Origin of the sequence: Chengkuizengella sp. SCS-71B (genome assembly GCF_040100845.1) — a bacterium.
Lineage (GTDB): Bacteria > Bacillota > Bacilli > Paenibacillales > KCTC-33759 > Chengkuizengella.
In genome coordinates this window covers 19,528-35,298 of the sequence record NZ_JAZHSH010000001.1, presented here as the reverse complement: position 1 = coordinate 35,298, position 15,771 = coordinate 19,528, and the positions used below count along the sequence as shown (strand labels likewise).

The 15,771-nt window shown below is 34.0% G+C and carries 14 protein-coding genes; all 14 read left to right on the top strand.

Annotated elements, in window-relative coordinates; all coding sequences use genetic code 11:
- The first annotated feature begins 27 nt into the window (after positions 1–27).
- The 14 genes from mfd (at position 28) to VQL36_RS00100 (ending at position 15,756) form a co-directional block, all read left to right on the top strand.
- The gene (gene mfd / locus VQL36_RS00165) at positions 28–3,549 is read left to right on the top strand and encodes a transcription-repair coupling factor (protein WP_349247373.1); all 3,522 of its coding nucleotides are present in this window, start codon (positions 28–30) and stop codon (positions 3,547–3,549) included.
- Positions 3,536–4,564 (top strand): peptidylprolyl isomerase, encoded by a 1,029-nt coding sequence (locus tag VQL36_RS00160; protein ID WP_349247372.1) that lies wholly within the window; start codon positions 3,536–3,538, stop codon positions 4,562–4,564. The genes mfd and VQL36_RS00160 overlap by 14 nt, the downstream gene beginning before the upstream one ends.
- 289 nt (positions 4,565–4,853) lie before the next feature.
- Entirely contained in the window at positions 4,854–5,396 is a 543-nt protein-coding gene (spoVT, locus tag VQL36_RS00155; protein WP_349251085.1) for a stage V sporulation protein T, read from the top strand.
- Positions 5,397–5,518: 122 nt separating this feature from the next.
- The gene (locus VQL36_RS00150) at positions 5,519–7,141 is read left to right on the top strand and encodes a polysaccharide biosynthesis protein (RefSeq protein ID WP_349247371.1); all 1,623 of its coding nucleotides are present in this window, start codon (positions 5,519–5,521) and stop codon (positions 7,139–7,141) included.
- A 4-nt stretch (positions 7,142–7,145) separates the two neighbouring features.
- Entirely contained in the window at positions 7,146–8,639 is a 1,494-nt protein-coding gene (gene mazG, locus VQL36_RS00145) for a nucleoside triphosphate pyrophosphohydrolase (protein ID WP_349247370.1), read from the top strand.
- Between the two features lie 133 nt (positions 8,640–8,772).
- Positions 8,773–9,045, top strand: coding sequence for an HU family DNA-binding protein (locus VQL36_RS00140; protein WP_160647626.1), 273 nt, complete (start codon positions 8,773–8,775; stop codon positions 9,043–9,045).
- Entirely contained in the window at positions 9,045–9,320 is a 276-nt protein-coding gene (locus tag VQL36_RS00135) for an RNA-binding S4 domain-containing protein (RefSeq protein ID WP_349247369.1), read from the top strand. Before VQL36_RS00140 ends, VQL36_RS00135 begins: the two co-directional genes overlap by 1 nt.
- A gap of 145 nt (positions 9,321–9,465) precedes the next feature.
- Complete coding sequence (yabP, locus tag VQL36_RS00130) at positions 9,466–9,744, top strand: sporulation protein YabP (RefSeq protein WP_349247368.1); 279 nt, start codon at positions 9,466–9,468, stop codon at positions 9,742–9,744.
- Entirely contained in the window at positions 9,741–10,289 is a 549-nt protein-coding gene (yabQ, locus tag VQL36_RS00125; RefSeq protein ID WP_349247367.1) for a spore cortex biosynthesis protein YabQ, read from the top strand. Before yabP ends, yabQ begins: the two co-directional genes overlap by 4 nt.
- 25 nt (positions 10,290–10,314) lie before the next feature.
- On the top strand, positions 10,315–10,626 hold the full coding sequence (locus VQL36_RS00120; protein ID WP_349247366.1) for an FtsB family cell division protein: 312 nt from the start codon (positions 10,315–10,317) through the stop codon (positions 10,624–10,626).
- Between the two features lie 184 nt (positions 10,627–10,810).
- Complete coding sequence (locus VQL36_RS00115; RefSeq protein WP_162038428.1) at positions 10,811–11,233, top strand: S1 domain-containing RNA-binding protein; 423 nt, start codon at positions 10,811–10,813, stop codon at positions 11,231–11,233.
- A 273-nt stretch (positions 11,234–11,506) separates the two neighbouring features.
- Complete coding sequence (gene spoIIE, locus VQL36_RS00110) at positions 11,507–13,984, top strand: stage II sporulation protein E (RefSeq protein ID WP_349247365.1); 2,478 nt, start codon at positions 11,507–11,509, stop codon at positions 13,982–13,984.
- 115 nt (positions 13,985–14,099) lie between these two features.
- Positions 14,100–14,858 carry a vWA domain-containing protein gene (locus VQL36_RS00105; protein WP_349247364.1) on the top strand — a complete coding sequence of 253 codons (759 nt, stop codon included), beginning with the start codon at positions 14,100–14,102 and terminating at the stop codon, positions 14,856–14,858.
- Positions 14,842–15,756 carry a protein kinase domain-containing protein gene (locus VQL36_RS00100; protein WP_349247363.1) on the top strand — a complete coding sequence of 305 codons (915 nt, stop codon included), beginning with the start codon at positions 14,842–14,844 and terminating at the stop codon, positions 15,754–15,756. The genes VQL36_RS00105 and VQL36_RS00100 overlap by 17 nt, the downstream gene beginning before the upstream one ends.
- The last annotated feature ends 15 nt before the right edge of the window (positions 15,757–15,771 follow it).

The following is a 15,771-nucleotide window of genomic DNA, read 5'->3' as shown; positions in this document are numbered from 1 at the left end:
CTTCTTTTAGTGTGAGGGGGGTAGAATTTGAAAAGAATTATTCAATCATTTACTGAAGATACCAACGTACAGTCTATCATTAATGGAATACACTCTAATATGAAAGAGCAGCTCGTATCAGGTTTGGTTGGTTCTTCAAGACAAATGGTATTAGCCGCAATGTATTCAGAAATGAATAAACCTATGATGATAGTGACACATAATCTATTTCAAGCACAGAAAATATACGAAGATCTTAAAGAGTGCTTTTCGGATTCTGATCTTCTTTTATATCCTGCAAACGAGTTGACTCTAACAGAATCCGCTGTTGCAAGTCCGGAAATGATTGCGCAAAGGCTTGAGGTATTATCAAGATGCTCGCTTGGTTTTAGAGGTATTCTTATTTCACCTTATGCTGGAATTAGAAAGTTCCTTCCAACACCAGAAGCAATGAAGGATGCCCATATTCAATTGGGAGTGGGAGAGGAACTGGATCTAGAAGTATTTAAAAAACAAATGACTTTACTAGGTTACGAAAGAGTAGAGCGAGTTGAAGCTAAAGGGGATATGAGTATTCGTGGTGGTATTATCGATTTTTATCCCATGACTTCTTTGACTCCTTTTCGCATTGAATTATTTGATGAAGAAATCGATTCTATAAGGTCATTTGATATATCTGATCAGAGATCCATAGAAAAAGTATCCTCGATTGTGATTACTCCTTGTGAGGAGTTAATTGCAGAAGAACACAGATTTCAGAATGCAGCTCAACATGCAAAAAGTGTACTAGATGAATATTTAAACAAAATAAATGATTCGCAACTAAAGGAAAAAATTTCCTCATCGATTACTAGTGAAATAGATTCTTTAAAGAATGAATCTTATTTTAAAGATATTTACAAATACAGTACATTCATTTATCCAGAACGAAAAACTTTGTTGGATTATATGCCAGAAGACTCACTCATCGTAGTCGATGAGCCTTTACGTTTGTTTGAAACTGTGAAACAAATCGAGAAAGATGAAGCAGAATCCATTACAACTCTACTAGAACATGGACGGACTATTCCTGCTTTTGCTCTTGCCGCAGAATATAATACCATTATGAAATCCAAGCCGTTCCCAATGGTTTATTTCTCTTTGTTTTTAAGGCAGATTCCTCATGCTCATCCGCAAAATATTGTTAATTTTACCTGCCGTCCTATGCAGAATTTCCATGGTCAAATGAATGTTTTAAAATCAGAAATTGAACGTTGGAAAAAAGCAGGGACAGAGGTAGTGATTCTAGCAAATGGTGAGGAAAGAATTGAAAAGGTTAGGCGAGTTTTGGGGGATTATCATATTGAAGAACCCAGTATTACGAACCATAATCTAACAAGTGGATTTGAGTTTCCTTCTGCACATCTTGCTGTTATTACAGAAGAGGAAATGTTTAACAAAAAACATCGAAAAATTAGAAAAACGAATAAAAGGGTTGAAAATGCAGAAAAAATTAAAAGTTACTTAGATTTAAAACTAGGTGACTATGTTGTTCATGTCAATCATGGGATTGGAAAATATGTAGGTATTGGCACATTAGAGATTAACGGAATTCATAAAGATTATATTCATATTATGTACGCAAATGATGATAAGCTTTCCATACCGATTGATCAACTTGATCTTGTACAAAAATATGTGAGTTCTGAAGATAAAGAGCCAAAGTTATACAAACTAGGGGGTACAGAATGGGCAAAAGCAAAAAATAAGGCTCGTACTTCCGTTAAAGATATAGCAGATGACCTCATTAAGCTGTATGCAGCAAGACAAGAGTCTGAAGGTTATAGTTTTAATAAAGATACTACATATCAGGCAGACTTTGAAAGTATGTTTCCTTATGAGGAAACCGCAGATCAACTAAAGTCCATTCAAGAAATAAAAGCGGATATGGAAAAAAGACAACCAATGGATCGGTTATTGTGTGGTGATGTTGGATATGGTAAAACTGAAGTGGCGATTCGTGCAGCATTTAAAGCTGCAATGGAAGGAAAACAAGTGGCTATTTTAGTTCCTACAACCATTTTAGCACATCAGCATTTTGAAACTTTTCAAGAGCGATTTAACGGATATCCAATTAAAATTGATGTGTTAAGTCGTTTTAGAAGCAGAAAAGAGCAAAAGGAAACGATGAAAGGTATAAAAAATGCAACAGTAGATGTTGTCATCGGTACACATCGTTTATTATCTGCAGATATTGTATTTAAAGATTTGGGTCTACTTATCGTAGATGAGGAGCAGCGATTTGGCGTATCCCATAAAGAAAAATTGAAACGATTAAAAACCAATGTAGACGTATTGACCTTAACTGCCACACCAATTCCAAGAACTCTACATATGTCAATGCTGGGTGTTAGGGATTTATCTGTTATAGAAACACCTCCTGAGAATAGATTTCCTGTACAGACTTATGTTGTGGAACATAGTCATACGCTTGTCAGAGAAGCCATTGAAAGAGAATTAGCGAGGAATGGACAAGTATATTATTTATTTAATCGTGTGCAAGGTATTTCTCAAATGGCTGAACAAATATCTGCTCTTGTTCCAGACGCTAGAGTTACGGTTAGTCATGGCAAAATGTCAGAACAAGAATTGGAAAAAACAATTCTGGATTTTCTAGATGGTGAATATGATGTGCTTGTGAGCACTTCCATTATAGAAACGGGTGTAGATATTCCAAATGTAAATACGTTGATTGTCCATGATGCAGATAAGATGGGATTATCACAACTCTATCAATTAAGAGGAAGAGTTGGCCGATCCAATAGAGTGGCCTATGCTTATTTGACCTATCAAAGAGATAAGGTTCTGAATGAAGTGGCTGAAAAAAGATTGCAAGCAATTAAGGAATTTACTGAGCTTGGATCAGGATTTAAAATTGCAATGAGAGATCTTTCCATTCGTGGAGCAGGAAATTTATTAGGAGCAGAACAACATGGATTTATCGCTTCCGTTGGATTTGATTTATATTCGCAAATGTTAGCGGATGAAATTTCTAAGAAAAAAGCCGCGTTGCATGGCGATGTGATCGAACCTGTGAGGGAAATCATTACACAAATTGATATTGGAATTGATGCTTATATTCCACCAGAGTATATTTATGATAGTATGCAAAAAATTGAAATTTACAAAAAAGTAGCATCAATGCGGGAGTTAGACGAAGTGAATGATCTGTACGACGAGCTTGTAGACCGTTTTGGTGACATTCCGGATGCGGTTTCTAATTTACTGGAAGTAGCTAAGCTAAAAGCGTATGGATTAATGTACTCCATTGCTTCTATTACTAGAAAGAATGATGATATCGTGATGCAGATGGATGATTCGCAAAATGGCAAAATTGATGGACAAAAACTGTTTAAATTAAGTTCACAGTATCAGGGTAAAATTAAACTTATCCCTGGACAAAAAATACAAATTGTTATAAAAGGAAAAGGACTCGAGTCTGATCAAATTCTAGATTTGATGGAACAATTTTTGGTAAAATATAAAGAAGTGTTTAAAAATAAGGAGGAACTACAAAATGCAGCAAGGTAAATTAAAATGGATGACAGGGTTATTACTTTCCTTATCACTAGTATTAATCATTAGTGCATGTGGACAAGACGATAATGAAAAAAATGATACAAGTGAAGATAACGGAAGCACGGACCAAGTAGAAACATTTGATCCAACAAAGGATAAAAATAACGTAGCAGAATATGAAGGCGGGGAAATAACTTTAGAGGAGTATAATGATTTTATAGGTGTAATGAAGTTATTATATACACCTGAATATGTAGATCAACTTCAGTCAACACCAGGTTTTAGTGACAATTTAGTTAAGCAGCTAATTGCCTTTGAATTATTGGGTGAAGAGGCAGATGAAGAAACGAAAAAGGAACAACAAACAATATCAGAAACAAATTTAGAAGAATTCAAATCACAATATGAAGTTACAAATGGAGAAGGTTCGTGGAATACTGGATTAAAAGATGCAGGTATAGAAGAGGAAGATTTTAAAAATTTTATTTATATCTCTAACATTTCTCAGGAAGTGCTAAGAAAAGATATTTCTGAGAAGGAAGTGAAAGCGGAGTATGATCGTATTTTAAAAGATAATCCAACTCAGTGGGTTGAAGCTACTGTAAGTCATATATTGGTTAAAACGAACGATCCTGGAACAGGGGAAGAAATCCGGACTGAAGAAGAAGCTCTGGAAATTATGGATGAGATTAAAGCAAAGTTGGATGAAGGGGAAGATTTTGGAGCATTAGCTAAAGAATATTCAGAGGATGAAGGCTCCAAAAATAATGGTGGTACTTACGAAAATGCAAATATCAATAATTGGGTGGAAGAGTTTAAACTCGCAGCTGCTGCACAGCCCATTGGTGAAATTGGGGAGCCAGTAAAAACCGTTTATGGTTATCACATTATTAAAGTAGATAATCGTACGGAATTGTCCTTTGACGACGTGAAAGAAGGACTCATTACAAGTTTAGTACAACAGGAGCTTCAAGATTATAGTACAACAGAGGTTTCTGATCTCATTACCGGGGTAAGTATTCCATAGGTTATTAGTAAAAGAAGTCTCAGAACAGTATGTAAGGAAGATCTTTTTGTTTGGATGAGTGATGTCCTCATTTTAACAAGAAAAGATCTTCCTTTTTTATAACTTAAGAATTGATAAGTTTTTCAAATTCTAAGTATCAACAAAAGCTACCAGTGAACCAAAAATGATCATATTTTGTTAACTTTTTGTGTATAAGAATTTGGGAGAAGATGAATACTATGGACGTAAACCCAACACAAAAGATATCCAGTTTAAATAAAATCTTCCGTGAAAGTGAGGCATCATGAACATGAAAGCAACTGGAATTGTTCGTCGCATAGATGATCTAGGCAGAGTTGTGATACCAAAGGAAATTCGTCGTACTTTAAGAATTAGAGAAGGAGATCCATTAGAGATTTTTGTTGATCGAGATGGTGAGGTCATATTAAAGAAATACTCACCAATAGGGGAATTGGGTGATTTTGCACGGGAATATGCTGAATCTCTGTTTGAAAGTACAAATCATATTGCAATCATTTCTGATCGCGATACGATCATCTCAGTCTCAGGTGGAGCAAAAAAAGATTATTTGGAAAAGCGTATTGGTTCATTACTTGAAGAAAGCATGGAACAGCGTAAAACAATTTTCCATGATACAACTGGAGAATATGAAGTATGTAAGGATATGCGAGAAAACTTTTCCTCCATTGTTATCTCTCCAATTGTTACAGGCGGCGATCCAATTGGAACAGTCATTTTAGCAAGTAAAGAAGATGATTCAAAAATGAGTGATATGGAAGTCAAAATGGTTGAAACGGCAGCTGGGTTTCTAGGCAAACAAATTGAACATTAATGTGTCATTAAATTAGTGAAAGCTTCCCACTTATGTTGGAAGCTTTTTCTTTTTTCCTATATAATATATGATGTTTAAAAAGTTGATTATTCACTAAGGATATTTATAGTTAGGAGAAAGAAATGCCAAGATCCACTTTACTTAGAGGTGTGACCATATTAGGAGCAGCGGCTATTATATCCAAGCTACTTGGTACACTTCAAAAAATTCCAATGCAAAATATAGGTGGAGATGAGGCATTTGGTATTTATAGTGCAGTATTTCCTATATATACTTTGATTATTTTTCTAGCTACAGCAGGTTTTCCAGTTGCTATTTCAAAATTTGTCTCTGAAAGTCTGGAAAGAAATGATGAAGCAGAAGCGGTTAAAATTTTAAAAGTATCCAGTATTATTTTATTTTTATCTGGATTGCTCTTTTTTTCACTTCTATTTTTTGGAGCACCTGTCATTGCAAAAGCAATAGATAATATGCATACCGTAAAAGCTATTCAAAGCATTTCTTTTGCTTTGTTATTTGTACCCATAATGTCAGCAATAAGAGGTTATTTTCAAGGTAAACAAAACATGTTACCTACAGCTATTTCTTTACTTACTGAGCAAACTATACGTGTTATCACAATGATTGTTTTATTATTGCTTTTTACCTCTCGAGGCTATTCTAATGAGTCGATTGCGGCAGGAGCAACTTTTGGTTCAACAGTGGGTGCTTTAGCCGGGTTAATGGTTATCATCGTGATATGGACTATAGAAAAAAATAATCTTCAAATAGATTATACTACAACTAAATCCAATTCCAATTCTGTTGGGAAGATTAGTAAAAAACTCATGGGTTATGCAATACCTGTGTGCTTAGGTGCTATTGTCGTGCCATTTCTGGGTATAGTTGACTCCTTTACAATACCAAGATTGATAAGAGTATTTCATGGTTTAAATGAATCACAGGCAATAGAGCAATTTGGCATTTATGCCCGTGGACTAACATTAGTACAATTGGTTTCTATGATTTTCAGCTCTATATCCGTTGCACTTGTGCCTCTGATGGCACAATATAAGCTACAAGGTCAGTTCGATAAAATGAAGATACATACTGAATTATCAATTCGTATTACTTGGCTAATTGGAATTGCTGCATCTTTTGGGTTGTTTTTTTGTATTAAACCTATTTCCACTATGCTATTTGAAAATGAATTGGGAACGTTAAATGCCTCCATCTTATCCTTTACGATTGTATTTAGTGTGTTAAATATTATTTCTACAAGTATTTTACAAGGTATAGGGTCTCCAGTAATTCCTGCTGTCAATCTTTTGATTGCAGCGATAATAAAGATCTTGTTAAACGTTCTATTTGTTGCAGTCTGGGGGATTGAAGGGGCTGCATTATCAACAGTACTAGCTTTTCTTGTTGCAAGTATTTTAAATTTGATAACATTAAGAAGAAAAACGAAGTTTTCATTCAATTTATCAAATTATTTGCTGAAACCAGTTCTTTCTATTTTTTTGATGGGTGTAACCATCTATCTTATTAATGTTGGGTTTCAGTTTGTTTTTTCACACGTCCTAATGGAGTTAGGACACCGCTTGAATGCTACAGTGATCTCATTATTATCTGTGTTTTTTGGTGCGTTGGTTTATTTATTAAGTCTTTTTATTACAACCGCAATTAGTGAGGATGATTTGAACCATATGCCAAGTTTAGGTAATAAAATTAGAACATTGCTCGTTAAAATTAAATTTAGGAAGTGAAACTATGCCCTTGTCTATCACCATTGTTGGTTTAGGATCAGGAGATGAGAATCAACTTAGCTTAGGGATTTGGAGGAAAATTGAACTATCTGAGCAACTTTATTTAAGAACGAAACATCATCCAGTTGTGCATTTTTTAGAAGAAAATAAAATTAGTTTCCATTCCTTTGATCACCTATATGAATCTTTTGATTCCTTCCCTGAAGTATATGATGCCATTGTTAAGGAACTAATAAAGACTGTTTTAACTAACAAAAAAGATGTTGTATATGCTGTTCCAGGGCACCCTATGATTGCAGAATCTACCGTTCAATTATTAAAAAAACAATGTGAGGAGTTTGCAATAGAACTACATATTTTAGGTGGGGAGAGCTTTCTTGACCAATCTTTTTTAAGGTTTGGTTTCGATCCAATCGACGGATTCCAATTGTTGGATGCCACCAATCTGAAATCTTCGATGCTACAACCACAACTACATACCATCATTGCACAAATTTATGATTCTTTTGTGGCTTCAGATGTGAAATTAACTTTAATGGAGATTTACCCAGACGATTATGAAGTAGTAGTTGGTCATGCGTTAGGTGTTGAAGGGCAAGAGGAGATTCGTAAAATTCCTTTGTATGAATTAGATCATGATCAAACGTACGGTAACCTATCCCTCATTTGGGTACCGTCCAGTTCTGATGAAAAGTTGCTCAATCAAAGTTTTGATCGATTGCGTGAAATTGTAAATATACTAAGGAGTCCTGAAGGATGCCCTTGGGATAGGGAGCAAACTCATCAAAGCATAAGGAAAAATTTAATTGAAGAAACCTATGAGGTAATAGAAACGATTGATGAGCAAGATCCTGAAGCCATGTGTGAAGAGCTTGGTGACCTATTAATGCAGGTAATGTTGCATGCACAAATGGAAGATGAGTTAGGCAGTTTTACGATTGAAGATGTAGTTTCAGGATTAAATGAGAAGTTGATACGTAGACACCCTCATGTTTTTGGAAATACTTCAGCCAGCAATTCAGAAGAAGCTTTGCAAAATTGGGATCAGATGAAAACAGAAGAGAAGAAGAGAAAAGGGTTGGATGTTGAAAACTTATCCCTATTATCAGGTATACCCAGTGGTTTGCCAAGCTTGATGAAAGCGGTGGAGTATCAAAAAAGAGCGGCAAAAGTTGGATTTGATTGGGAGACGATTGATCAAGTATTTGATAAAGTAGCTGAAGAGATTAACGAGCTAAAAGAAGAGATTCAAACTTCTAATGAAGCAGATCGCAAAAAAGAGGAGCTTGGTGATGTATTGTTTTCTTTAATCAACTTATCTCGTTTTTTAAAAATTGATCCTGATGAGGCCATTAGTTTGGCAAATCAAAAGTTTTTTTACAGATTTTCCTATATTGAGAAGGAAATACGTTTAAGAGGGGAAGAAATTGACAAGACTAGTATACAAGTAATGGAAGAAATTTGGCAAAAAGCAAAATCAAAAGGTTTAAAAAAATAGTCCAATAGTAGTATATTTAAAAAAAATATACTTTTCAGCAGGATTTTCCTTAAAAATAAAGAAATAGTTAAACCGGGAAAGGTTATCTTTCAAAAAAAATGATATACCGTATAATATTAGGAGGTTTCTTAAAATGAACAAAGCTGATTTAGTGAGTAATATTTCAGAAAAAAGTGGATTATCAAAAAAAGATGTTGAAACAGTTCTTAATGGATTTCTTGGAGAAGTAACAAGTGCCTTAACAGCTGGAGATAAAGTACAACTTATTGGATTTGGTACGTTTGAAACTCGTAAACGTGCAGGTCGTGTAGGTCGTAATCCTCAAACAGGTAAGGAAATTACAATTCCTGAGACTGTAGTCCCAGCATTTAAGGCGGGTAACAAACTTAAAGAAGCCGTAAAATAATGCGGTTAGACAAATTTCTTAAAGTTTCCCGACTCATAAAACGTCGAACAATCGCTAAAGAGGTAACTGATCAGGGAAGAGTATGGATCAATGGTAAAGTTGCTAAAGCAAGCAGTTCGATAAGAGAGAATGATGAGTTAACTATTCATTTTGGGCAAAAAACAGTGACAGTTCGTATTCATAAAATTTCGGAAACATCTCGAAAAGATGAAGCGAGTGAAATGTATACTGTTTTAAAAGAAGAAATGAACAAATCTAAAGATGGTATATTTTAAGAGAAAGAGACTGATTATTTAATTAGTCTCTTTTTTAGGTGCGTTCTTAGATGGTTTACCTTTGTCTTTACTTTTGTGGGTTATTTTAGTTGTTCTAAAATTGAGCTTTGTCCCATAAGGTAATGATAGAAGGGGGGTACATGCTATGAAAGAGCAAACGGGACAAAAAAGACAAGAAATAAAAATGCTAAATAGAAAACTTCTTGAAATATCTGGAGTGAAAAACGTAGAGAGTTTTGATAGTCAGGAGTTTTTGTTGGATACAGAATATGGTTTTTTAACTGTGACAGGGGAAGACTTGCATATTAAAAACTTAAATTTAGAGCAAGGTTTAGTTGCAATAGAAGGAAGAGTGAATACAACCGCATATTTAGACGCTACAAGCTCAAAACCTAGAGGCTTTATTAGCAAGTTATTCAAGTGAGTCTTTCTTCTCAGTTTATTTCCCTGTTGACGATGATAATAAGTGGTATGATGTTAGGAATTATATATGATATATACCGCGTTGTAGCGTCTCAATTTCATTTTCGTCGATGGCTCATTTCGTCTTTAGATATTGTATATTGGATACTATCTACTTTGTTTGTCTTCAGAATGTTGTATTTAAGTAATTCAGGAGAAGTTCGTTTATACGTATTTCTTGGACTAACGCTCGGAATCTTCTTTCACTATGTTTATTTTAGTCCATTAACGATTAAAATAGTAATATTAATGATTGGATGGATGAAAGCACTTATTCGTTTTGTAAAAAAATTATTTTCTATTATTATCATCATTCCTCTTAAGATGATATATAGGTGTACACTCATTTTGTTAGGTATTATTATGGCTATCTCTATTTTCCTTTGCAAATTTATGTTACAATTGTTGTATCCAATTTGGAGGGTTTTAAACTGGTTGCTAAAACCATTTAAAGCAAATATACTAAAATGGCTACATCCTATTATAAAAAGATTTACAAGGCGATAAAATGTATGAATCAGGAGGATTCTAGATGAATGGACGTCAGGCTCAGGAAATAAAACCAAACATTGGATTTAGAAGGCGATTCAAGTTATTGATGGTAATTTTAATTTCTTTTATGAGCTGGGCGACAATGACAATATGGAATCAAGTTCAGGTATTGGATGAAAAAAATGAACAGCGTATCCTTCTTGATGAGGAATTAACTGAAACACAAAAATTAAATGATCAATATCATAATGAAATCACACGTTTACAGGATCCTGAATATATTGAACAAAGAGTTAGAAAAGATTTACAAATGACACAAGAAGGTGAAACGCTTTTAATACTAACTAAGTGAATTAAATGGAAGTAATGAGTTATTGACTAGATATACTCTGAATACTATAATACTACTGATAGTACCTACGAATAAAATGTTTACATTTGATCTGTTATTTAAAAATGGTGATGTATTAAACGATAACTGAAAGGTCACCAACAGGTGGTTTTCTTATATTTTTAAGGGAGGAACAATTTATTTTATGTCAATTGAAGTAGGCACCAAGTTGCAGGGAAAAGTTACTGGTATAACAAATTTTGGAGCTTTTGTGGAATTATCTGAGGGAGTCACTGGACTAGTACACATTTCAGAAATTGCAGATAATTTCGTGAAAAGTGTGAGTGATCATCTAAAAGTAGATGATGTTGTAACTGTGAAAGTGATTGAAGTGAAGGATGGTAAAATTGGACTATCTATTCGAAAGGCTGTAGATAAACCCTCACAACCACAGAGAGGTGCACAAAGGGGTCCACAGCAGAGAGGTGCTAGATCTAAACCTAAAAAATTAAATCTTTCCTTTGAAGATCAAATGGTAAAGTTTTTAAAAGACAGTGAAGAACGCATGTCTTCTTTAAATCAAAAGAAAAATGACAGACGAGGAAGAAAAGGAGCTAAACGCTCTTAATCATATAAATGGAAAAGTGCTGATCAAAGCACTTTTTTTTATTTTTTTGTAAAAATTAAATTCCAATTTGTGGTTTTTTTATTATTATCGACACAAATATTTAATAAAATGGCGTTTATGATGGATTAATTTGCAACTATACAGGAGTCTGATATGAAACCAGGTCTTTTTTGTCGGTTTTTTTTTTGAAACTACTACCTCATTTTGACAAACTTTCTAGTAGATACCTAATATACTAGAGACACTTATCTCTATATAGGTGGTGCAAAAAGTATGAAATTAATTCCTCCGGTTCAGTTGAAATCTAGAAAGTATAACATGATCAAAACGTCATTTTATAAAATGACGCTGGAAAATTCCCTAATGCAGCTTCTTAAAAATCAAAAAACAACGATATTACTTTTAGTGATGGCATTTTTATTAGGACGTTCGGTTATTCTAGAGCAATTTTCCCCCTTTGCTATTTCATATTTTGGTGTTCTCTATTATTTGCGTAGAGACTTAGTTTATTGGACAGGCCTTTGTTTAAGCATTGGTGCAATATCATCATCCTTTATGATCTCAAATGCTATTATTGTGCAAATGTTGGTTTTCTATTTTTTACAAATGGGGTTTGAAAAATTAGAAAAAAGGGATTTATCATATGCCCCTATCATCATATTTTTAACCAGCTTTTTTGTTCATGCATTTTATTTATTTTTGTTTAAAGGATTTACATGGTATGGAGGAATGTCCGTTATTGTAGAGTCTGTGTTAAGTTTTATTTTAACACTGATTTTTATACAAGCGGTGTCTATATTCACATTGACTAAAAAAAAGTATCAATTAAAAAACGAAGAAGTGATTTGTCTTACTATATTAATTGCTTCTGTTCTTACAGGGGCGGTTGGATGGTTTATTGCAGATATTTCAGTTGAGCAAGTATTGTCCAGATATCTCGTTTTATTATTCGCATTGGTTGGCGGAGCTTCATTAGGTGCATCTATTGGGGTCGTTTCAGGTATTATACTTAGCTTAGCAAATATAAATGCTGTTCATCAAATTAGCCTATTAGCTTTTTCTGGATTATTAGCAGGTTTAGTAAAGGAGGGAAATAAGCTAGCAGTGGCTATAGGAATGTTGTTAGGTACTTCAATATTAGCAATGTACAATAGCCAACAAACTGAAATTTTAGTGTCCATTTGGCAAACATTAGCTGCAATCGTACTGTTTTTATTAACACCGAAAAGTTTTATTCAAACCATTGCGAAATATGTACCTGGTACAAAAGAACATGTTAAAACACAGGTTGACTATGCTAAAAAAGTAAGAGAGTTAACAGCTCAAAGAGTAGGGCAATTTTCTGAAACATTTCGACAGTTATCCAGTAGTTTTGTGCAACTAGGTGAAAATGATATCAATAAAGGTAATGATGAGCAGATAGGAATGATGTTAGATTCTGTTTTCCAACGAACATGTACGACTTGCTGGAGGCAAAAACAGTGCTGGGAAGGGAAGTTCAATAGAACTTATAATTATATGAATGATATGTTGGCGCAAATAGAAGGTAATCCTAATATTGGGAAAAGAGACATCCCTATAGAATGGAAAAATAGCTGCATAAAAACAGAACAAATGTTAGAAGTCATGAAAAACCATTATGATATGTTAAAACAAGATGTACGATGGAAGCAACAGATTCAAGATAGTCGACAGATTGTTGCAGACCAACTTATAGGTGTCTCACAAGTGATGGAGGATTTGGCTGATGAAATTAAAAGAGAGGGTCAAGAATTAAACTTGCAAGAGGAACAAATCCGCCAAGCCTTAGAGGAGTTAGGACTATCCATCTATAGTGTGGATATCATAAGCTTGGATCAAGGTAATGTGGATATTGAAATGGTACATCAATATACAAACGGTTTTGACGAAAGCCGTAAAATCATAGCCCCTCTTTTATCAAATATATTGGGAGAAAATATAGCTGTGTTAAAAGAGGAGTTAGTGAAGGAAGGTTATCATGTAGTTACCTTTGCATCTGCTAAACAATATGAAGTGATTACAGGTGCAACAGAAGTTGCAAAAGGAGGGGAATTGCTCTCAGGTGATAATTACAGCATTTCTGAGTTGGGGATTGGGAAGTTTGCCGTTTCCATAAGTGATGGAATGGGGAATGGAATACGCGCACATAAAGAAAGTAGAACCGCTCTAAGTATTCTTGAACAATTGCTTCAGTCAGGTATGGATGAAAAGATTGCAATTAAATCAGTGAATTCTGTACTGTTTTTAAGATCCTCTGATGAAATGTTTGCAACCATTGATTTGGCATTAATTGATTTATATACTGCAAAAACCACATTTTTAAAAATTGGATCTACTCCTAGTTTCATTAAACGAGGAGATGAAGTGATAACGATATCTGAAAATAACTTACCTGTAGGTATTTTACATGAAATTGATGTTGATATAATAGAAATGCAAATGCAACCCAATGATATTATCATTATGATGAGTGATGGAATTTACGATGCGCCTGGATTAGCTAACAATAAAGAGCTTTGGATGAAACGAAATATACAAAACATGCAGACGGACGATCCCCAAGATATAGCGGATTGTTTATTCGAGGCGATTGTTCGCCAAAATCATGGAGAGATACTTGATGATATGACCGTAGTTGTAGCTAGACTTGATCAGCATGTACCTGAATGGTCTACATTTCGTTGGACGGGTCAAACACAAATTGAGAGACCTTCAAAAACAGTAGGATAATTGGATAATTGTTTCTGGTTGTTATTAAAAAAGGTTTTAATCCTTCAATAAATGGGAATAATAGAAAATAATATTTTTGTTTCTATTAATCTATTAGTTTGGAGGTTTTGATATTATGGTACAACAAATTATTGTCATAACAGATGGGTGTTCAAATGTAGGGTTAGATCCAGTGACGGCAGCAGCTCAAGCTCGTGAGGAAAATATCGTTGTTAATGTAATAGGGGTTGTAGACGAGGGAGATTTTGGACTGCGCGGTACGAGAGAAATTGAAGATATGGCTAAATCCGGAGGTGGATTAAGTAAAATTGTTAATTCCAAACAATTATCTCAAACCGTTCAAATGATGACTCGTAAAACGGTCGTACATACGATACAGCAAGTTGTGAATGAAGAATTGCAGCATATCATAGGATCAACAACCTCATTAGAAAACTTGCATCCTGATCAACGTGAAAAGGTAGTAGATGTAATAGAAGATTTGGAAGAAAATATGTCTTTACGGGTAGTATTACTTATAGATGCTAGTGCCAGTATGAAACCTAAAATTAATGCAGTTGAAGATGCAGTTCATGATTTAATGTTAAGTTTACAAGCTAGAAAAGGTAGAAGTGAGGTTTCTTTGTTCCATTTTCCTGGGTCAAAAAATAAAAATGAACCTGCGGAGATGGATTTGGATTGGTCCACTGAATTTGCAATAATGAAACGTTTATTTTATAAAATAAATATGAGGGGTGCAACGCCCACAGGTCCTGCTCTATTAAAAGTTATTAAATATATGATCGACAAACATTCAGAAGATGAAGTGAAAATGTTGAATGAAACTAAAGATGTACATAAAAAGGGTGCGATGTTAAGTGATTACATCGTATAAATCAACAAATAGTCTTGTTTTACATCGGGGATTTAAACTCCAAGGAAAGTGGAATAAAAAAATTTATTGTATAGAATGTTTGCTTGGAGAAGGTACAAGTGGTAAAGTCTATTTAGTAAACCATGATCAGAAAGTATCTGCCATCAAGATTGGTTTGGACGACATAAGTCTTCAGTCTGAAATTAATGTATTAAAAAAAATAAATAAAAAGCTTGAACCAGAAAAGGAAATCTTTATAGATTCTGATGATTTTGAGTTGAATGGTGAGGTTTACCCTTATTATGTTATGAAATATATTGAAGGGTTGAATGCAAAATTATTTTTAAATTCAAATGGACATCAGTGGATTCACTTAGTAGGGTTGAATATTTTAAATCAATTACAAGTATTACATCAAATGGATTTCATATTTGGTGATTTAAAAGTTGAAAATGTAATTGTTTCTGAGTTTGGTAAAGTGACATTGATAGATTATGGGGGAGTGACACCAAAAGGACACTCCATAAAGCAATTTACAGAAATATATGATCGAGGGCACTGGTTAGCTGGGACAAGAAAAGCAGACGAAGCTTATGATATTTTTTCCTTTGCTATTTTATGTTTGATTTTGACCGGAGCCATTTCCAATTCAAATATAGTTTCGAAGGAAAAAAACGGTGCTTATTTATTAAGAAGAGCTAAAATGAATCCTTATTGTAAACATATGATCCCCTTTTTTGAAAAAGCGATAAACGGAAAATTTTCATCAACAAGACGTGCTCTTGAAGAATGGAAAAAACTAATGTATGGTGATGGTTTTGAAAATTCATACTCAATTGAATTACCATGGTTAAAACCTGCATTGGCTTCTTCCATTTTTGTGTTAGTTGTGACTGTTTATTTTAGTTTTATTTACTAGTACATGATTAAACAA